Here is a 21,586-nt window from a genome sequence, read left to right as displayed (position 1 = left end):
CATCATCCACGCTGCGGGCGCAACAGCCAGACAAGATAGGGCCCTGCGAGCATCATCGCGAAAATGCCGGCCGGCATCTGGAACGGAAATATCACCATTCGCCCGGCCCAGTCCGCGAATACCATCAGTATGGCTCCGATCAGCGCGGCCAGCGCCGCCTGGTGAAGCGCGCGCTGCGCGCCCATCATCCGCGCCATATGCGGCGCGATGAAACCGACCAGGCTCAGAAGCCCCACCATCAGCGTCGCCGTCGCCGTCAACAATGCGGTCAGCAGCATGATGATGATGCGGCTTCTCGCCATCGATACGCCCATCGAGCGCGACGCTGCCGCGCCGAGCGGCAGAATGTCGAGCCAGCGTGACAGCATCGGCACCAGCACCAGCAAGACGAGTGCGGCCGCGGCCAGTACCGCGGCCTCGGCCGGACCGATCTGATACAGCGATCCCGTCAGCAACGACAGCAGCATGCCGATGCGGGGATCGCCGGTCGCCAGCGCCATGGCGATAATCGCGCCGAACGCCGCGCTCATGGCGACGCCAGCCAGCAGCACACGCTCCGGGCTGAACTCGGATCGCCGGCTGAACAGCAGAACCAGCGCCAGCACGAGGAACGCCCCGATCCCGCCGCCTGCAATCTGCGCCAGGCGCGTGTGAGCAGGAAAAAGATACAGAAGAACGATCACGCCCATCGCGGCGCCATAGCTGATGCCCATCACCTCCGGCGCAGCCATTGGATTTCCGGTCATGCGTTGCAGCAGCGTGCCGGCCACCGCCAGCGTGGCCCCCGCAGCCAAGGCCGACACCACGCGCGGCCAGCGCCATGGCAGAAATTCCTGAATGCCGGTCAGGCCGCTCCAGCTACAGCCCTCTGAACCGACCCCGACGGCAAGCGCGATCCAGACCACGAGCAATAGCAAGGCGAGAGCGAACAGGATCACCCGCCAGGGATGGTCAAGACGTGATGGAACGGATGGCGTCAGGTTCCCCACCGGCGCGGTGGCCCGTAGCCGCGGCAGCAACACGAGCAACATCGGCGCGCCGATCAGGGCTGTGGCGGCGCCAGCGGGCATTTCCCGATAGCCGGGAGGAATCAGCAGCACAAGCTCATCTGTCAGCCATAGCAGCAGAGCGCCGCAAAGCGGCGCCCAAATCAGCCGGTCGCGAAACCGGCGCGCTCCCGACAGCATGACGATGGCCGGCGCCGAAAGACCCACAAAGCCCATTACGCCTACCACGCTGACGACCGAAGAGCTGAGCGCGATCGCGATGCCAAGCGCGCAGAGCCGCGCGCCCGTCAATCCGAGGCCGAGATTGCGCGCGGTCTCGTCATCGAAGCCGAGCAAAGTCAGCGGGCGGACCATCGCCGCGACAAGCACGAAGGATATCATAAAACGCGGTGCGAGGAACGCCACGTTGTTCCAGTCTTGCTGATTAAGGAAGCCAGCGCCCCAGATGAACAGGCCGATCAGGTATTCATGGTTGAGCAGCACCAACGCCTGGGTCGTCACGGCGCAGTAATAGGCAACGATCAGTCCGGCCAGCACCAGCACTACCGGCGATAATGCCCGGCGCCAGGTGAGGCCGAACACACACAGAAATGCAAAGAACCCTCCCGCCAGCGCAATCCACTCGCGGCCGAAGGCGAGCAGCGACGGCGCCCACAAGGTTGTTACGGCCAGCGCGAGATAGGCTCCATTCAAGACACCGAGGGTGCTAGGCTCAGCAAGCGGATTGCGCAGCACCTGCTGGCAGACGGTGCCGGCCAGGCCAAGGGCCGCGCCGGCCAGCAGCGCCACCGCGATGCGCGGAAACACCGTGTAATGCACGAGCATCTGCTGTGGGTCGTTGACCTCGGGCCGCCACAGCACCGGCAACCATGCGCCAGCCGGCAGATATCCCGACAAATGCCGCCACGTCAGCGCAGAAGCTGCCGCAAACAGCAACGCCATCAGCATCGCCGGATGCATCTCGATCCCGGACCGGGCGGGCAGCGCGTCAACCTTGCTCATTGTTCTCCTGCGGCAGACGTTCGGCCAGAAGACGTGCGAAGCGTTCGGCCGCCGGCACACCGCCATAGAAGAACTGATTTCCCAGCACCGTCAGCCGGCCCGAGCGGAGGAAAAGCAGGGTACGCAGCACCGGGCTTGCCTTGAGCAGGGCTTCGATATCGGCAACCCGCGAACTCATCAGGACCAAGCGTGCATCCGGAACCGCAGCGAGCACTTCAAGGCCGACGCTGGTGTGTCCCCACGGACCGCTCTGTCCGGTCCAGGCATTCCTCAACCCGAACTGGCTGAGCACCTCCTGATAGAGGCTGTTCGGACCGAATACGAGCGCACGGTTGCGCGCGATCTCGCTGACGAGATAAAGCGGCTTGCCTCCGCGGTCCCGAAGCTGTTCACGATAGCCGGCCATGGCGATATCGAAACGCGCGAGATAGGCATCGCATGCCGCCTTCACGCCGAGACGCTGCGCAAGCTCCATCGTCGAACTACGCGCCGTTTCCAGCGGATGCCGGCCGGGCTTGAAAATCGTGAAGACCTCAACCGGGGCGATCAGCTTGAGCCGGGGCATTGCGGCAGTGATACTGGGATCGATGATGATAATGTCAGGCGCGAAGCTCTGCAGCAGTTCGAGATTTGGCTCCGACCGCAGACCGATTTCCTGAACGCTTGGCGGGACAGCCGGCTCGACGACGAGCCTGCCGTAACGCTCGATCTCCGGGACAACCAGCGGCACCACGCCGAGCGCCAGGATCGTCTGGGCGCAGGCCCAGCCCAGCGCGGCAACACGGGGGCCGGATTGCGATCCAACGGTTTGCGCAAGCGCCATTGGCAGGCCACCGGCAAATGCTGCGCCACCGATACCCGCTCTCAGAAGCGCGCGGCGGGACAGCCTGTAGTCGGGGACAAACGTGCTCATGGAATCCGGCTCAAGAAAGCCTTGCAGCGAGGCTGCGGAGGGTGACAGTCATGACATACCTTCATTCGCACTGCATTTCCACATCACGCTGCCCTTTCGCCTGCGGCGCGAAAAGCCTTGGCCAGTGCCTGCCCGATCGCCGCCCTCGCCTGCAGGGCATCGGCCACGACGTTTCCCATGCGCAGGAATTCGTGGACCATGCCCGGATAGATCTGCAGATCGACGGGAACACCGGCCGCGCGGAGCCTTGCTGCATAGTCGCGCCCCTCGTCCACCAGGGGATCAAATTCGGCAAGCACGATGAGCGCCGGGGGCAACCCTGCGAGATCGGGTGCGGCGAGTGGTGCAAAGCGCCAATCGTCGCGGTCGGAATCGTCGCGGAGATACTGCCGGAAGAACCAGTCGACGGTGCTGCGCTCCAGGAGATAGCCGGAACCATATCGCTCGTAAGAATCGGACGTTTGCCGGGAACTCAGGCCAGGATAGGCGAGAACCTGAAGCACAGGCTGCGGCAGGCCACTGTCCGCCTTTGCCTCGATGGCGAGGGCTGCGGCAAGGGTGCCGCCGGCGCTGTCGCCGCCGACGGCGACGCGGCTGGCGTCTAGTCCCGCCGTGCCCCCCTCGCGGCCGATCCAGGCCAGCGCATCGACGGCATCCTCAAAGGCGGTCGGAAACTTGTGCTCGGGTGCAAGCCGGTAGCTAACCGACAGCACGGCCGCGCCGCTGTCCCCGGCGAGACCGCGGCACAAGGGCTGATGTGAATCGAGGCTTCCGACGACAAAGCCGCCGCCGTGCATATAGAGAAGAACCGGTGCCGGATTGCGACCGCTCGGCTCCTCCTGCGCGTAAAGCCGCGCGTGGATCTTGGCTCCATCGCGCGTCGGCAGCGAGAGTTGGCGCTCATACGCGAGCGCCGGCGGATCGACATCGAGCAGCGGCGAGGATGCATCGAAATCGACCCGCGCCTGCGTGGCCGTCAGTTGCGGAAACGGAATGCGTGCGCCGCTTTCGGTCCCCGCCTGCACCATCTCGAGCAGCGCCGCGATATCGGGATCAAGGCTCATGCAATTGCTCACTCCGCCGGTTCCGGAACCGAGTCCTGCGAAGCCGTCTCCGGCACGAGCAGACCGCAGATTTCGTCGAGCAAGCCGGCGTCCTTCAGGATCGTAAAATGGTTGTCCCCGACCACGCCGCGATCAACGGCATCAGGCAGTTGCGTCTCCAGCCGATCGCGCTGCGTCAGGCGGCCTGACGTCCACCAGCAGAGCGGCACGGCCGCAAGACGGCGCGGCGGCGTAGCGTTCTGCGTCAGCGTCTTGAGGTGTCGGCCGACCGCAAAGGCGCCTGCCAGGTCGTCGACGCCAAGCAGTGCGTCATCTGGCGAAATTCCCTGCATTTCTTCTGACACCCGTTTGATCAGATGCCGGACATTCTTGGATGTCTCCGGCAGGTCAGCGCGCTTCGCTGCTTCGACATGCGGCTGGATACGGCCGACCGCAGCGTGCGGAAGAACGGCCGACAGCAATCCTGCGAGATCATCGGTCCAGTGGGCGGTCGCTTCCTGGCGGTTCGATCCGCCATGTTGCCGCAGCACGAAGCTATCGACCATGGCGAGACAATCCACGCGTTCACCGCAGCGTTCAAGTTCGGCGGCAACAAGGGTGACGAGAAGACCGCCGAGCGACCAGCCAACCAGGCTGTAGGGACCGCGCGGCTGCACCTGCCTGATCTCGTTCGCATAGTCCGCGGCCATTGCCTCGAGCGACCGGTCGCTCCACGAACTATCGACAAGCATCCTGGACTGCAGCCCGATCACCTGCCGGCGTCCTTCGAGGCGGCGCGCCAGCGGCCCGTAGTCGAAGACGGTGCCGAAGCCGCCATGCACGCAGAACACCGGATGCACGCCACGAACCACGGCGTTCAGCGGCAGCAGCGCTGATGGCGCCGACGCAGCGGTGGGAGCCGCGGCGCCAGTGTTCGCGAGCAGCGCGCGGATCGTCGGCTTCTGCAGGAGATCGCGAAGCTTGATCTCGATGCCGTAGGTCTTGTCCTGCCGGAGCCGGGCCACGACCTTGAGGCTAAGGATCGAATTGCCGCCGAGCTCGAAGAAATTATCGGTGACGCCGACCTGCGGCAGCTTGAGGATGTCGGCCCACAGCCGCGCCATCGCGGTTTCCGCAGGTCCTTGCGGGGCCACGAAGCTTCGTCCGGCCGATTCGGGAGCCGGCAGCGCACGCCGGTCAATCTTGCCGCTCGACAATACCGGCAGTCGCTCAAGCACCATGATCCGGGCAGGCACCATGTAAACCGGCAGCGTCTGCTTCAAGAAGCCGATCAATCTCTCGACCAAAGCCTCGGCTGCAGCTCCCGATGCGTCCTTTGCCGCCTTCGGCGCGACATAGGCAACGAGCTGGCTCCCCGCCGCACCCGGCAGCGCCACCACGGCCGCCTGCTCTATCTCCTCGTGACGAAGCAGAGAGGTCTGGATTTCTCCAAGCTCAATCCGGAAGCCGTTGACTTTGACCTGATCGTCGCTGCGGCCGAGATATTCGACCGTGCCGTCTTCGCGCCATCGCGCGAGGTCACCGGTCCGGTATAGCCGGCCCCCCGGCACCGCAGAGAATGGATCAGGCACGAAACGCTCGGCTGTCATGCCCGCCTTGCCGTGATAGCCGCGCGCCAGCCCAAATCCTCCAAGATAGAGTTCGCCTGCGACACCAGCGGGAATGATATTGAGCGAACTATCGAGAATGTAGGCGCGGCGGTCGCCGACCGGCAAACCGATCGGCGCGTACGGCGTGTCGCATTCGGAGGCGCCGTCGACCTTCCAGACCAGCGGCGTGACGACGGTTTCCGTCGGGCCATAGCCATTTATCAGGATACGCGGCTTCAGGACACGCCTGACCTTGTCGAATCCCGCCTTCGGCATCGCCTCGCCACCGAACGAGTATAGCTTGACCGGCGGCGGATTGCCCACCTGCTCGACGGACTCCGCAACCTGCTGCAGATAGGCCGGCGGCAATCCGATATGGCTGACACGATGGGCGTGCAGGTTTTCGACTGTCTGCTCCGGTGTCCACACCTCAGTGTCTCGCATCAATAGGCGCGCGCCATGCGACAGTACCGTCAACCAGCGTTCATGCGCGCCATCGAAGGCCAGCGACAGGAAATGCAGTTCGCAGGAGCTCTCGTCGATCTCGTAAAGGCTGCCCGTGACGTGACAGTGCATGGCGAGCGGCCCATGGGCGACCGCCACGCCTTTTGGCGTCCCCGTCGAACCGGACGTGTAGATCAGATAAATGAGGTTTTTGGGATGCAGATTCGGCCGCGGCGCATGGTTCGGTCCTACGTCGAAATCAAATGTAGAAAGAGAAATCTTTTCGACGCTATCCAACTCCTCTTCAACATTGAGCTCCCCCGTCAGCAGGAAAGAGATCCCCGCATCGCACATGACAAACGCACGCCGTTCGGGCGGAAGCTCCGGATCGAGCGGAACGTATGCCCCGCCCGCCTTCAGGACCGCCAGCAGCGCAACCATCGTGACTTCGGTTCGTTCGACCACGACACCGACGCGCTGCTCGGGCTTGAGCCCGCGGGAGATCAGGTGATGGGCAAGACGGTTGGCCCTCGCGTCGAGCGCTCCGAACGAGAGCACCTTGCCGCCGATGGTAAGCGCCGTCCGCTCCGGATGACGCTTCGCATGAGCGCTGATCGCCTCATGTACCAGTGGCAGGGGGACGGCTGACGTCGCGTGACGATTGCAATTTTCGGCGAGACCGGCGTCGACCGCCGTGACCGGATCGATGCCGCCAAGCACCACCGATGCGTCCCGCGTCAGCGTGGCCAACAGATGCTCGAACTGTCCCTTGATCTGCGCCGCCTGCGCCGCCGTGAAATGGCTCGGCATATAAGTGTATTCGATCTGAAGCGTGTCCTCGACGAGCACCGACAGGTCCATCGGATAGTTCGTTACGTCGACATTCCTAAGGCCGCCGAACTGCAGCGAACCGTCGCGGCGGTGCATGCTGCGGTCGATCGGATAGTTCTCGAACACGATGATGCTGTCGAACATGGTCTGACCGGCGCGGCCGGCCCAGCTCTGGATATCGTAGAGCGGCGTATGCTCGTAATCCCTGATCGCCGAATTGCGGTCCTGAAGCGCGCGCAGCCATTCCCCAACTGTGCTGGCGGACGGCAGCGTTTCGATCACAGGCAGCGTGTTGATGAAGAGCCCGAGCATCTGCTGCGATCCGTCGAGGCTGGCCGGGCGTCCGGCAACCGTAACTCCAAACGTCACGGTCTGCTGGCCGGTATAGCGTTGCAGCAGCAGCGCCCATACGCCCTGGACGATGGTGTTGAGCGTGATCCGCTCATGGCGCGCGAATGCTTTCAGCTCCGCGGTCGCCTTCTCTCCGAGCCGGGTGTAGCAGCGCTCATGGCCGGATGCCTGATGACGGCGCGAGCCGAAGGCGTCGGCCAATTGCGTCGGCTCGTCGAAGGCCTTGAGTTGTTCACGCCAGAAACTTTCAGCCGCCTGGGCATCCTGCGCCAGAAGCCAGGCGATGTAGTCGCGATAGCGCGTCGGGTTCGGCGCAGGCGTGCCACCGTAATAGCACTCCAGAACTTCCGCGACGAACCTGGCCGAACTCCATCCGTCCATCAGGATGTGATGATAGGTCCAGATCAGCCGATAGAGATCGTCCTCGAGACGCAGCAGCCGCACACGTTGCAACGGTGGCGTGGAGAGATCGAACTCTGCGGCGCGTTCGCCCGCAAGCGCCACTGCGATCCGTTCGTCGTCGATGGCTTGCCCGCGCCAGTCTTCCTGCTCGAACGGCGCGGCGCCGTCGCGATAGACGGCCTGCAGCGGAGACCCGGCAAGCTCGCGCCACAGGAAGCCGGTCCGAAGCATCTGATGGCGTGCGCTCACCTCGCGCCATGCTCGCCCGAAGCGTTCAGCGTCAAGCCCACGGATTTCCACGCTGACCTGATTGACGTAAACGCCGCTGCCGGCATCGCGCAGGCTGTGGAACAGCATGCCCTGCTGCATCGGCGACAGCGGGTAGATGTCCTCGATACGGTTCCAGTCGAGATCAAGCCGCGCGAGCTGTTCGCTGGTCAGACCCGAGAGCGCGCCGCGCGCTGATGCCGGCGTATTCTTGCCCGGGCTGACGTCGCGGGACAATGCCGCCAGCGCTTCAATCGTCTGGTGCCGGAAGACGTCGCGCGGCTCGATCAACACGCCTTCGCGGCGCGCGCGGCTGACCATCTGTAGCGAGATGATCGAGTCGCCACCGAGTTCGAAGAAGTTGTCGGTGACGCCGACCTTGGGCTGGCGCAGCAGATCGGCCCAGATCGCTGCGAGTGCCGTCTCGACCGGTGTGCGCGGTGCGACATGCTCAGCTAGTGCTGCGAGCTGATCCGGTGCCGGCAGCGCCTTGCGATCGATCTTGCCGTTCGGCGTCAGCGGCAGCCGGTCCAGCACCACGATCCGCGCCGGCACCATGTAGTCCGGCAGCAGCGACGACAGCGCCGTCTTGAGCGCCGCGCCGTCGAGTGACACCTCGCCGCTGACATAGCCGACGAGCTGGCGGGCAGCGCCAACCTCGCGCGCCACCGCCACTGCGGAGCGCACGCCATCCTGCTCCAGTAGCCGCGCCTCGATCTCGCCGAGCTCGATCCGAAACCCGCGGATCTTCACCTGGTGGTCGGAGCGGCCGATATATTCGATCACGCCATCGGCGCGCCATCGCGCCACGTCGCCGGTGCGGTAGAGCCGCGCTCCCGAGGTGCCGAACGGGTCGGGGATGAAGCGTTCCGCCGTCAGCGCGCCGCGCCGCCAGTAGCCCCGCGCCAAACCGGCGCCGCCGATGTAGAGCTCACCGGCCACGCCGACCGGCGCCAAATTGAGATCGTTGTCGAGGATGTGCAGCGTGGTGTTGCCGATCGGGCCGCCCAGCACCGGGCGGTCGTCCTCTGCATCCAGGCGATGGCGGGCCGACCACACCGTGGTCTCGGTCGGACCGTACAGGTTCCAGACCTCTCCAGCCTGCGCCACCAGCCGCCGCGCCAGATCCGGCGTCAGCGCCTCGCCGCCGCACAGCACGCGGCAGCTTGCCGGCAGCGAGGGGCCGTCATGATCGAGCAGCATCCGCCAGGTCGACGGCGTCGCCTGGATCAGGGTCACGCCTTGTGCGGCCACCATGGCCTTGAGCCGGGACGGATCATGCGCGGCCGCGCGATCCGCCAGCACCACGCGTGCCCCCTTAATCAGCGGCAGCCACAGCTCCAGCACCGCGATGTCAAAGGACAACGAGGTCAGGCCGAGCACGCGATCCCTGGCCGTGAGGCCCGGCCGCTCCGCCATCGTCGCCAAAAAATTCGTCACCGCGTCGTGGCGGACCATCACGCCCTTGGGCCGGCCGGTCGAGCCTGAGGTGTAGATCACATAGGCGAGGCTCTCGGGATGCACGGCGATACCAAGATTGCCGGCATCGCCCTCGCCGCCGTCCTGCTCGTCGAGCAGCCACGCCGCGGCGCCGGTTTCCTCGAGAACCGGAGAGAACTGCTCGAGCAGCGTCCGTTGCGTCAGCACCAGTGCCGCGCCGCTGTCGCGCAGCATGTGCGCCAGCCGCTCGGGCGGGTAATCCGGGTCGAGCGGCAGATACGTCCCGCCCGCCTTCAGCACAGCCAGCAGTGCGACCATCATCTCGACGCCGCGCTCCAGCGCCAACCCCACCACCACGTCGGTTGCGACACCGCGATCGCGCAGCCGCCGCGCCAGCCGGTTGGCCAGGCTGTTCAACGCGCCGTAGCTCAGCTCCACATCGCCAAACATCAGCGCGACAGCGTCTGGAGATTGATCGACCTGCGTCTCGAACTGTTCGACAATTCCGCGAAGCAGCTCATCGCTTCGCGTGCTGTTTGCCCGAGAGAGCAGCCCATCATCAGCCGGATCGCTGGCCGCGATCATGCCGACCGGCCGACCGGCATCGACGCTCAACGCCTCCATCAGCCGCATGAAGGCGCGCTGCAGCCGCGCGATCCGCGCCTCGTCAAAATACCTGCGCTGATAGTTGAAGACCAGCCGCAGTCGCTCATCGAGGCCGACGCTCGCGAACAGCGGATAATTGCTAGTCTCGACGATCCTGGTCTCGCCGACCCTGATCTGTCGATTCTTTCCCATCAGCGCGTGGTCAACCGGATAATTCTCAAACACCAGAATGCTGTCGAACAGTGGCCTTCCCGGACGCCCCGCCAGGCGCTGGATTTCATAGAGCGGCGTCCAGCCGAATTCGCGCAAGGTGAGGTTACGGTCCTGCAGCTCCCGCAGCCATGCGCCGATTTTCTGTTGCGGACCGACATCGTCGATGACCGGCAATGTGTTGATGAACAAGCCCACCATCTCTTCGGCGCCGGCCAGCTCCGGCGGCCTGCCGGATACCGTGACGCCGAAGCAAACCGTGCTTTGCCCGGTATGCTGGCGCAGCAGTTGCGCCCATGCGGCCTGCACCAGCGTGTTCAGCGTGACACGTTCGCGCGCCGCAAATTGTTGCAGCCGTCCGGTCAGTGCAGGGTCCAGCTCCAGCGCGAGCATGCCGTGGCCGGACGATTCCGCGTCTGCGTGTTCGGTCGTACCTCCTGCCAGGAAGCTCGGTTCATCCAGCTTCGCCATCGCATTGCGCCAGAACGCCGCCGACGCGTCGCTGTCCCGGCTCTGCAGCCACGCGATATAGTCGCGATAGGGGTGCTGCAATGCCGGCAGCCGGCCTTCGCCGTCATGTTGCATCACCTCGGCGATCAACCGCGCCGAACTCCATCCGTCGAGCAGGATGTGATGGTGCGTCCAGATCAGCCAATGGCGATCTTCGCCCAATCGGATCAGCCGCACCCGCTGCAAGGGCGGCTTCGACAGGTCAAACCCTTCGACCCGCTCGCGCCGCGAAACATCGGCCAGCGCGGCCTCTAACTGGGGCTGCTTCCATGCTGCAGCCCGCGCACGCCAGTCCTCTTCGACAAACGGCACTTCGGCACGACGATAGACGATCTGTTGCGGCGAACCTGAGAGATCGCGCCAGACAAAGCCGGTTCTCAGCACCGCATGGCGATCGCTGACCGCCTGCCAGGCGCGACGGAGCTTACCGGCATCGACGCCGCTCACTTCCGCAGCGACCTGGTTGACGTAAAGTCCACTCTCTCCGTCGTGCATCGCATGGAACAGCATGCCCTGCTGCATCGGTGACAGAGGATAGATGTCCTCAATCTCTCGCCAATCGGGCCCCAGCCGGTCGAGGTCAGCCTGGCCAAGGCCCGACAGTGCCACATCCGATGGCGTCAGTCCGCAGGCACCGCTGGTGCAGTGATCGACCAGCTCGCGCAGCGCCGCCTCGTACAACGCCGCCAGTCGCTGGATCGTCTCGCGCCGATAGCGCTTGCGACCGAAGCCGAATGAGAGCCGTAACCGGCCCTCGCGCACCGTGCCGTTCACGCTTAGCCAGCGCCGCAACGGACTCGATGCATCACGCGAGGCGCCCGCGCTTTCCGGCGCCATGGCGAACAAGGCCGCCTCGTTGGCGCCACCGTCGATCTGGCCGAGATAATTGAAGGCAATCTTCGGCTCGGCAACGTCAGACAGCGCCGCGCGCTGCTCTTCAGAGCCGAGATATCGCAAAACGCCATAACCCAGCCCACGGCCGGGAATGCCGCGAAGCTCCTCCTTCACGGTCTTGATCAAGGACGACGGATCTTGCGATCCGCCAGCCAGCCGCACGGGAAACGCCGTCGTGAACCAGCCGACCGTGCGCGAAGTATCGAGATCGCCGAACAGGTCCTCCCGGCCGTGGCCCTCCAGTTCGATCAGTACATCATCCTGTCCGCTCCATTGCCAGACGGCACGCGCAAGGCCTGCGAGAAGAAGATCGTTGATCTGCGTACGGTAGGCGGACGGAGCGTCCGTCAGCAGGTGCTGCGTCCATTCCCGTTCGAACGAGAGCAAGACTTCATCGGCATCGGCAACATGATCGGCGCCGCCATGATCGCCATCGCAGGGAATATCCGTATTTGAACGGCGATCGAGCCAATAGGTCAGTTCGGTCGCCAACTCGGGCGACCCTGCATAGGCATGCAGCCGTTCGCCCCACAATGCATAGGCATGGCTCTTCGGCGGAAGTGCAATCGTCGCGTCGCCCCTCGCAAGTTGCGCATACGCGGCGGCCACGTCTTCCAGCAGTATCCGCCATGACACGCCGTCGACAACCAGATGATGGATCACGATCAGGAACCGCTGAGTGCCATCGGCGACATCGATGCCAACCGCGCGCAGCAACGGTCCCCTGGATATCGACAGGCTCGCCTGCGCGGACGAGGCAAGTGCTGTTGCGGCTTCCCCGTCAGCCGCGCTTCGGACCCAAAGCAAATCAGCGGCGGCCGGTGCAGCACCGTGTGCCGTACGCCACGTTCCGTCACCTTCTTCGAAGCGAAGCCGCAGCGCGTCATGATGATCAACCACGGCCGCGAGCGCACGCCTCATTATTTCCCAATCGAGCCGGTCTCTCGGCCGCAACAGCACGGCCTGATTCCAGTGATCGCGCTTTCCCGCGTCCTCCGCAAAGAACCGAACCTGGATCGGCAGCAATGAATGCGGGCCAGTGAACTGCCCCTGATAGGCGAGCGCTTCGCTGCGCTGCTCCGTGCGCGCCGCGAGCGCCAGCGCTTCGAGCGTCTGATGCTGGAACACATCCCGCGGTTCGATCAGGTAACCGGCGCGGCGGGCCCGGCTCACCATCTGCAACGAGATGATCGAATCGCCGCCGAGTTCGAAGAAATTATCCGCAAGACCGACGGCAGACCGGCCGAGCAGTTCAACCCAGATTGCCGCGAACGCCACCTCGGCCGGCGTGCGCGGCGCCTGATACTCCGCGTCGGTGTACGCCGCGTCAGGCGCCGGGAGCGCCTGGCGATCGACCTTGCCGTTCGGCGCCAGCGGCAGCCGCGCCAGCACCGCGATCCGTGACGGCACCATGTAGTCAGGCAGAACCGACGACAGCGCGGTTCGGAGGGCCGCCTCGTCGAGCTCAGCCGCCCCACTGACGTAACCGATGAGCTGACGGCCGGCTCCCACCTCGCGCGCCACCACCACCGCGGAGCGGACGCCAGGTTGCTCGAGCAGGCGCGCCTCGATCTCTCCGAGTTCGATGCGGAAGCCGCGAATTTTTATTTGATGATCGGAGCGCCCGACATATTCGATCGCGCCGTCGGCGCGCCAGCGCGCCAGATCTCCGGATCGATAGAGCCGCTTGCCAGGGCCGCCGAAGGGATCGGGAATGAACCGTTCCGCTGTCAGTTTCTCGCGCCGCCAGTAGCCGCGCGCCAACCCCTCTCCGCCTATGAACAACTCACCCGTCACGCCGGCCGGGACCATGTTCAGGTCAGCATCGAGGATACGAACTGCAGTCCCCGGAATCGGCCGCCCGATCGGCACCCGCGCTGCACCATCGTCGCGACAGTTCCAGAACGTAGCGTTGATCAGTGCTTCGGTTGGACCGTAGCGATTGTCGAAACGCACATTGGGGAAGGCTGCGAGCACACGCGCCTTCAACTCCGCCGACAAGGCTTCGCCGCCTGCAAACAGGCGCTTGAGCGCTACACAGCGCGCCGCTTGGGGCTCGGCAACAAAGTGTTCGAGCATCTGCGGCACGAAGTGCAGCGTCGTCACGTCATGGGCGATGATGGCATCAATCAGAAGCCGCGGTTCGCGATGCGCGCCGGGCGCTGCAATCGCCAGCCGTGCGCCGGTCGAGAGCGGCCACAGGATTTCCCAGACCGAGACGTCGAAGCTGAACGGCGTCTTGTGCAGCAACGTCTCGCCGGCATCGAGGCGATATTCCGCCTGCATCCAGCCAAGCCGCGCGGCCAGGGCGCCATGCGAGCAGGTCACGCCCTTGGGCATGCCCGTCGATCCCGACGTGTACATCACATAGGCCAGGCCGTCCGGATGCAGCGACACGTCGAGATTGCGGGCCGTCTCCTCCGTTTGAGCCTCACCCTCTGCTTCGATGGTCCAGGCCTCGACGGCCGCTCCCGCAATCACAGGCGCGAGGCGTTCCAGCAGCCGGCCCTGCGTCAAAACAAGAGTTGCTCCGCTGTCGCGCAGCATATGCAGAAGGCGGTCCGGCGGATAATCGGGATCGAGGGGCAGATAGGCGCCGCCTGCCTTCAGCACGGCGAGCACACCGACAATCAGCTCAACGCTGCGCTCCAGCGCGAGGCCGACCAGCCGGTCGCGCCCGATGCCGTGCCCCTGTAACCTTCGAGCCAGACGATTGGCGCGTGCGTTCAGATCGCCATAGCCAACCTGCTGGTCGCCGAACACCAACGCAACGGCGGACGGCGAAGCTGCGGCGCACGCCTCGATCCTGGCGACGATGCTGTTGCCGAAATGTGGAGCCCTGGCGAAGCCGCCGCTCCAGCCGAGCACCTTCCGCGTCTCATCGGCGTCGAGGCCGCTGAGTTCACCAAGCGGTCTTGAAGCGTCCGCCACGATCTCGGCAAGCAGCCGCGACAGGCAGGCCTGCAGATACCTTATCTGGTCCTCATCGAACCGGCCGCGGTCATAGCGGAAGCCGAGATTGATGCCGTCGGTCTTGGCGAATACCGCCACCGTCAGCGCGTAGTTGGTGATCGAGACCTGCTCGACCCGCCCAAAGCGGCGGCCGCTTTCGTTTTCACCGCGCAACGCCTGATCGATCGGATAATTCTCGAACACCAGGATGTTGTCGAACAGCGGCCGGCCGGATCGGCCGGCGAGACGCTGGATTTCGTAGAGCGGCATCCAGCCGTGATCGCGCAAATCGATGTTGCGCTCCTGCAGGTCGCGAAGCCACGCACCAACATCGGTTTGCGGGCCTGCCTGATCCACGACCGGCAAGGTGTTGATGAACAGGCCGACCATGTCCTCGGACCCGCTGATCTCAGCGGGCCTGCCTGACACTGTTGCCCCAAAGCAGACAACACGCTGGCCGGTATGACGACGCAACAGTTGTGCCCACGCACCCTGCAACAGCGTGTTCAGAGTGACGCGCTCACGCTTGGCAAACGCCTGCAGTTTCGCAGTCAGATCCGCATTGAGAAGCAGGTCGAACGAACCATGGCCGGACACACCGGTCGCCGCAGGTTCTCCCACGGTACCCGCGAGAAAGCCCGGCTCTTCCAGCTCCGCCAATGCCGAACGCCAGAAAGCTGCCGACGCATCGCGGTCCTGTCTTTGCAGCCAACCGATGTAGTCGCGGTAGCGGCCCTGTACGGCGGGCAACCGGTTGCCGCGTTCATGCTGCAGTATCTCGGCCACAAGACGCGTCGAGCTCCAGCCATCCAGCAGGATATGATGATGCGTCCAGATCAGCCAGTGACGGCTTTGATCAAGCCGGATCAGCCGCACACGTTGCAACGGCGCCTGCGACAGGTCGAATCCCCGGGCACGCTCGGCCAGTGACGCGCGCGCCAGCGCCGCCTCGAGTTCGCCGCGGTCCATGGCTGCGGCCTGCTCGCGCCAGTCTTCTTCCACGAATGGCAGCGTCACATGGCGATACACGACTTGCTGCGCCGCGCCCGATAGTTCGCGCCAGGCAAAGCCCGTTCGCAGAACCGCGTGGCGCGCGCTTACCTCATGCCAGGCCGCGCGCAACCTGCCGGCGTCGAGACCGCGCACTTCGAGGCCGACCTGGTTGACATAGTTGCCGCTTTCTCCATCGCGCAGCGCATGGAACAGCATGCCCTGCTGCATCGGCGACAGCAGATAAATGTCTTCGATCTCGCGGCAATCGATCGTTGCACCCAGCAGATCGAGATCGGCCTGACTCAACCCCGACAATGCGAAATCCGAAGGCGTCATGCCGCGGGCGCCGCCCGTGCAGTGGTCGACGAGTTCTCTCAGAGCCGCCGCATAGTGCGCCGCGAGGCGTTCGATCGTCTCCCGCCGGTAGCGCCTGCGGCCATAGCTGAGCGACAACCGCAATTGGCCTTCCCGCACCTGACCATTGATGCTCAGCCAGCGGCCAAGCGGCGCGCTGTCGCTGCGCGTCGGCCCGGCACTCTCGGGGGCGACCTTGAACGGTGTGCCCTCGCCCACGCTGGAATCGAATTGGCCGAGATAGTTGAAAACGATACGCGGCTCGGGAAGCCCAGCCAACGCATGGCGATGCGCCTCGGTGCCGAGATAGCGCAATACGCCGTAACCTAGCCCGCGGGCGGGAATCGCCCGAAGCTCTTCCTTGACGGACTTGATCAGCAAAGCGTCGTCGCCGGCGCCATTCGGCAAGCGTACTGGAAAAGCAGTGGTGAACCAGCCCACCGTGCGGGAGATGTCTACACTGGAGAAAATATCTTCGCGGCCGTGCCCCTCAAGTTCGACGACAACGTCCTCAATTCCACTCCAGCGCGATACCGCCCGCGCCAGTGCCGCCAGCAGCAGATCGTTGACCTGGGTCCGGTAAGCAGACGGCGCTTCCTTGAGCAGCCGCGCGGTCAATCCAGTATCGAATGCGAGGAGGATCTCCTCGCCCTCGGCAACTCGGTCGACACCGCCGTGATCGTCGTCGCACGGCAGATCGGCGCGCGATCCCCGCTCGAGCCAATAGGGCAACTCGGCAGACAGTTCCTCGGTGCTGCCATAGGTCTGCAATCGCGCGGCCCACGATGCGTAGGATTGGCTCCTCGCCAACGCAATCGACGCCGCGCCTTGCTGAAACTGCTCGTAAGCCGCCGCGAAATCTTCGAGCAGTACGCGCCACGACACGCCATCGATAACGAGATGATGCACCACGATGAAGAGCCGCTGGCTGCCGTCGGCGAGGTCCATGCCGACGATACGCAACAACGGTCCTGCCAGTGATAGGCTGGCCTGGGCTGCAGAAGCGACTGCCGTCACCTCGGCTGCATCGCGGATGCCGCTTCGAATCCACAGCAGCTCCGAAACGGCAGGCGTAGCACCATAGGTCGCCCGCCAGACGCCATCGACCTCCTCAAAACGAAGAAGCAAGGCATCGTGATGCGCGACGACGGCGGCGATAGCGCGTTCCACGATCCCCCAATCCAGTCGCGACTTCGGCATCAACAGGGCGGCCTGGTTCCAGTGATGACGTTCGCCGGCATCCTCGCTGAAGAACCGCGCCTGGATTGGCAACAGCGGGTGCTCGCTCCCTGCAAGATTTCTCTCAGGCGCGGCGTCGTCCACCCTCCGTTCGCTGCGTGCGGCCCGCGCCAGTTCCTGCAATGTCTGGTGCCGAAAAACGTCACGCGGTTCGATCAGCAGGCCCGCCTGACGGGCGCGGCCGACCAGTTGCAGCGAGATGATGGAATCGCCGCCAAGCTCGAAGAAATTGTCGTCAACGCCAATGACCGGTTGCCCAAGCAACTCGGCCCAGATCGCGGCAAGCGTCGTCTCGGTCGCGGTACGCGGCGCGACATGCGCCGCCGTCGCAGCCGGCATATCGGGCGCCGGCAGGGCTTCGCGATCCACCTTGCCGTGTGCGGTGAGCGGCAGCCGCTCAAGCTTCACGATGCGGGCGGGTACCATATAGTCAGGCAGTTCGTCCGACAGTGCCGCGCGCATTGCCGCTTCATCGAACGCGCCCTGGCCGGCGACATAGCCGACCAGTTGACGGGTGACACCAGCTTCGCGGGCAACGACGACCGCCGAGCGCACGCCGGGCTGGCGCATCAGCCACGCCTCGATCTCGCCGAGCTCGATCCGGAAGCCGCGGATCTTCACCTGATGATCGGAGCGGCCGACATATTCGATCACGCCATCGGAGCGCCATCTCGCCAGATCGCCCGTGCGATATAGCCGCGTGCCGGGGGCACCGAAGGGATCGGGAATGAATCGCTCAGCGGTCAGTTCAGCGCGCCGCCAATAGCTGCGCGCCAGTCCCTCGCCGCCGATGAACAGTTCGCCGGTCACGCCGACCGGCACGATGTTCAGATCACCGTCCAGAATATAGGCCGAGCGGCGCCCTACTGGACGACCGATCGGCGCATAATTGCCGTCGATCTCTTCACTGGCATCGACCTTCCAGACCAGCGGCGTCACCACGGTTTCGGTCGGTCCGTAGCCGTTGATCAAAGTCCGCGGCTTGAGTGCGCGCTTGACTTTGTCGAAGCCTGCCTTGGGCATCGCCTCACCGCCGAACGAATAAAGCCCGACCGGCGGGGGATCGCCGCGCCACGCCGCAAAGTCGGCGAGCTGTTGCAGATAAGCCGGTGGAAAACCCGCGTTGGTAACGCGCTGCTGGCGCAGAATGTGGAGCGTCTGTCCTGCCGACCACAGATTCTCGTCGCGCATCACGAGCGCGGCGCCGCAGGTCAGCGCCGTCCAGAGCCGCTCATGGGCGCCGTCGAAGGTAAACGACAGGAAGTGCAGTTCGCGGGAGTGCCGGTCCATGTTGTGGAGCTCGGCGGTCACCTCGCAATGCATCGCGAATGGCCCGTGCTCGACTGCGACACCCTTCGGGATGCCGGTGGAGCCCGAGGTGTAGATGACATAGGCAAGGCTTGTCGGTCCTACCGCGATTCCCGGATCGTTCTCCGGCTCCTGATCGGAATCGATCGCGCCGAGCGGAACAGCTTCGATCCCGAACGGTAGCGCAGTCAGTGCCGAGCCTTCTGCATCAAGCAGCACGAAACGTACGCCGGCGTCATGCATAGTGCCGACCTGTCGCTTCGCGGGGTGCTCGGGATCGAGCGGCAGATAGGCCGCCCCCGTCTTCAATATGGCCAACAGCGCTACGACAAGCGACGGCGAGCGCCGCGCAGAGATACCGACCAGATCGGAAGGACTGACACCATGGCGGATCAGTCGATGCGCGAGCCGATTGGCGCGACGGTCAAGGTCGGCATAAGAGATGACTTCATCGCCGAAGATGAGCGCCGGGGCGTCAGGTGTTTCCACGACCAGCCGAGCGACCGTTTGATGCACCGGCGTGAACGGTGCGGCTGTCCCGGCCTCCACGCCGTTCCATTGGCGTACCGTAGCCAGTTCCTGCTCGGAAAGCAGCGCCATGCCGGCGATCGATTGCGCGCGGCCTCCAACCATCGTCTTCAGGACCGTGACCCAATGCGACGCAAGGCGTTCGATCGTCGCCGCCTCGAACAACGCCGTCGCGTAGGTGAAGATCGCTCGGATATCGCCGGACGGTCCCTCTTGGCTGTCGAGCGCCAAGTCGAACTTGACGGTGTCGACCTCAGTGTCGATCTTTTCGATCTGCAGGCCGGTCCGTTCGGGCGGATTGCCAGACACCCCGCGCTGGTGGTTGTAGAGAACCTGAAACAGTGGGTTCTGGCTCAGGCTGCGCTTGGGCTGCAGGATCTCCAGCAATCGCTCGAACGGAAGGTCCTGGTTCTCCTGCGCTTCGATCGTGGCCGAATGGACAGACGCGATGAAGTCCGCGATCGATGCGCGTCCATCGATCTCTGTGCGAAGCACCTGGGTGTTGACGAACAACCCGATCACGCCGCGGGTTTCGTCGCGGTGGCGATTGGCGACCGGCACGCCGACGCAGATGTCGGACTGGCCGGTGTAGCGATAAAGCAGCAGCTTGAAGCTCGCCAGCAGGACGACGAACAGCGTCGTCTGGTGCCGCCGCGCCAACGCACGCAAGCCATCGGCGAGCGCCGGATCGAGCGCCATGCGAAGCGCTGATCCGGCGAGATCAGGAACGGCCGGCCGCGCCCGATCGATCGGAAGCTGCAGCACGGCGGGAGCTTCGAGCCGCATCGTCCAGTAGTTGACCTGACGCTCGCCGTCGACCGCGCTCATCCAGAGCCGCTGCCAACAGGCATAATCGGCATATTCGATATCAGGCTCCGGCAACGCCGGCACTTCGCCGCAAGCAAATGCCGCGTACAAGCGCCAGAACTCGTCGACCAGTAACCCCATCGACCAGCCGTCGGCCACGATGTGATGCAGGCTCACGACAAGAAAATGGTCGCCCTCTTCTAGCCTCAGCAACGCGACGCGCATCAGCGGGCCGGCTTCGAGATCGAACGGCAGTAATGCTTCCTGTCGCGCCAGAAGATGCGCCTGCTGTTCGCGGTCTTCGCTATCGAGCGTTACATGCCGCAACGCGACCGGTTGAGGGTCGCGCACAATCTGTTCGGCTTCCTTGCCCTCTTGCCGAAACACCGTGCGAAGCGCGCTGTGACGGGCGACGAGTGCATCGAAGGCCTGTTGCAGCGCTTGCGGCCGAAGTTTACCTCGGATCCGCACGCTCGCCGAAATGTTGTAGGCTGCGCTGCCCTGATCCATGCGCCACAAGAACCACAGGCGCGACTGCGCAAAGGACAGCGGCGCCCGTGTTCGCTCCTGTCGCGCAATCGGCAGCATGGCGAGATTAACGCCCTTCGCCGCAAGCTGCGTCAGGAACGCATGCTGCTTGTTCGAATCAAGGCGCATCAATCGCCGTGAGATGTCGCGAAGCTGCTGCTTCTGCGTAGTGGCGATATCACTCATCGGAAAGTTCGACTTCCTTCAACATGCCGAGCATCGCGGCGATGTCGTCGCTGCGCTTGTCGACCTGATTCTCCGGGGCGAGCGCCGCCGCCATCGTTTCGATGGTCGTCATCTCGAACAGGCGGTTCAGCGGCAGATCTTGGCCGAGATCGCGCTTGATGCGGCTGACGAGTTGGACGGCGGTGAGAGAGTCGCCACCGAGTTCGAAGAAATTGTCGGTGACGCCGACCTTGGGCTGGCGCAGCAGATCGGCCCAGATCGCAGCAAGCGCCGTCTCGACCGGCGTGCGCGGTGCCACATGCTCAGCTAGTGCTGCGAGCTGATCCGGTGCCGGCAGCGCCTTGCGATCGATCTTGCCGTTCGGCGTCAGCGGCAGCCGGTCCAGCACCACGATCCGCGCCGGCACCATGTAGTCCGGCAGCAGCGACGACAGCGCCGTCTTGAGCGCCGCGCCGTCGAGTGACACCTCGCCGCTGACATAGCCGACGAGCTGGCGGGCAGCGCCAACCTCGCGCGCCACCGCCACTGCGGAGCGCACGCCATCCTGCTCCAGTAGCCGCGCCTCGATCTCGCCGAGCTCGATCCGAAAACCGCGGATCTTCACCTGGTGGTCGGAGCGGCCGATATATTCGATCACGCCGTCGGCGCGCCATCGCGCCACGTCGCCGGTGCGGTAGAGCCGCGCTCCCGAGATGCCGAACGGGTCGGGGATGAAGCGTTCCGCCGTCAGCGCGCCGCGCCGCCAGTAGCCGCGCGCCAAACCGGCGCCGCCGATGTAGAGCTCGCCGGCCACGCCGACCGGCGCCAAATTGAGATCGTTGTCGAGGATGTGCAGCGTGGTGTTGCTGATCGGGCCGCCCAGCACCGGGCGGTCGTCCTGCGCATCCAGGCGATGGCGGGCCGACCACACCGTGGTCTCGGTCGGGCCATACAGGTTCCAGACCTCTCCAGCCAGCGCCACCAGCCGCCGGGCCAGATCCGGCGCCAGCGCCTCGCCGCCGCACAGCACGCGGCAGCTTGCCGGCAGCGATGGCCCGTCATGATCGAGCAGCATCCGCCAGGTCGACGGCGTCGCCTGGATCAGGGTCACGCCTTGTGCGGCCACCATGGCCTTGAGCCGGGACGGATCATGCGCGGCCGCGCGATCCGCCAGCACCACGC

At 64.8% G+C, this 21,586-nt stretch carries 5 protein-coding genes; all 5 read right to left on the bottom strand.

The window, feature by feature from the left end; translation table 11 throughout:
* Positions 1 to 2: 2 nt before the first annotated feature.
* On the bottom strand, positions 3 to 2,009 hold the full coding sequence (fhuB, locus tag GWE18_RS30530) for a Fe(3+)-hydroxamate ABC transporter permease FhuB (RefSeq protein WP_275189433.1): 2,007 nt from the start codon (positions 2,007 to 2,009) through the stop codon (positions 3 to 5).
* The gene (locus GWE18_RS30525) at positions 1,996 to 2,922 is read right to left on the bottom strand and encodes an ABC transporter substrate-binding protein (RefSeq protein WP_275189432.1); all 927 of its coding nucleotides are present in this window, start codon (positions 2,920 to 2,922) and stop codon (positions 1,996 to 1,998) included. The genes fhuB and GWE18_RS30525 overlap by 14 nt, the downstream gene beginning before the upstream one ends.
* An 83-nt stretch (positions 2,923 to 3,005) precedes the next feature.
* Complete coding sequence (locus GWE18_RS30520; RefSeq protein ID WP_275189431.1) at positions 3,006 to 3,986, bottom strand: alpha/beta hydrolase; 981 nt, start codon at positions 3,984 to 3,986, stop codon at positions 3,006 to 3,008.
* An 8-nt stretch (positions 3,987 to 3,994) separates the two neighbouring features.
* On the bottom strand, positions 3,995 to 20,425 hold the full coding sequence (locus GWE18_RS30515) for a non-ribosomal peptide synthase/polyketide synthase (RefSeq protein ID WP_275189430.1): 16,431 nt from the start codon (positions 20,423 to 20,425) through the stop codon (positions 3,995 to 3,997).
* Positions 20,418 to 21,586: AMP-binding protein (locus tag GWE18_RS30510; RefSeq protein ID WP_275189429.1), on the bottom strand; the 1,169-nt coding region annotated here is incomplete at its 5' end. The genes GWE18_RS30510 and GWE18_RS30515, both read right to left, overlap by 8 nt.

Origin of the sequence: Bradyrhizobium sp. CSA112, assembly GCF_029051645.1 — a bacterium.
GTDB lineage: Bacteria > Pseudomonadota > Alphaproteobacteria > Rhizobiales > Xanthobacteraceae > Bradyrhizobium.
The sequence above is the reverse complement of the archived record's forward strand: the minus strand, read 5'-3'. Positions and strand labels throughout refer to the sequence as shown.

Bases quoted from the DNA above. Each gene is read 5' to 3' on its own strand.
- GWE18_RS30520 (WP_275189431.1), bottom strand. From the start codon at position 3,986: ATGAGCCTTGATCCCGATATCGCGGCGCTGCTCGAGATGGTGCAGGCG.
- GWE18_RS30515 (WP_275189430.1), bottom strand. From the start codon at position 20,425: ATGAGTGATATCGCCACTACGCAGAAGCAGCAGCTTCGCGACATCTCA.
- fhuB (WP_275189433.1), bottom strand. From the start codon at position 2,009: ATGAGCAAGGTTGACGCGCTGCCCGCCCGGTCCGGGATCGAGATGCAT.
- GWE18_RS30525 (WP_275189432.1), bottom strand. From the start codon at position 2,922: ATGAGCACGTTTGTCCCCGACTACAGGCTGTCCCGCCGCGCGCTTCTG.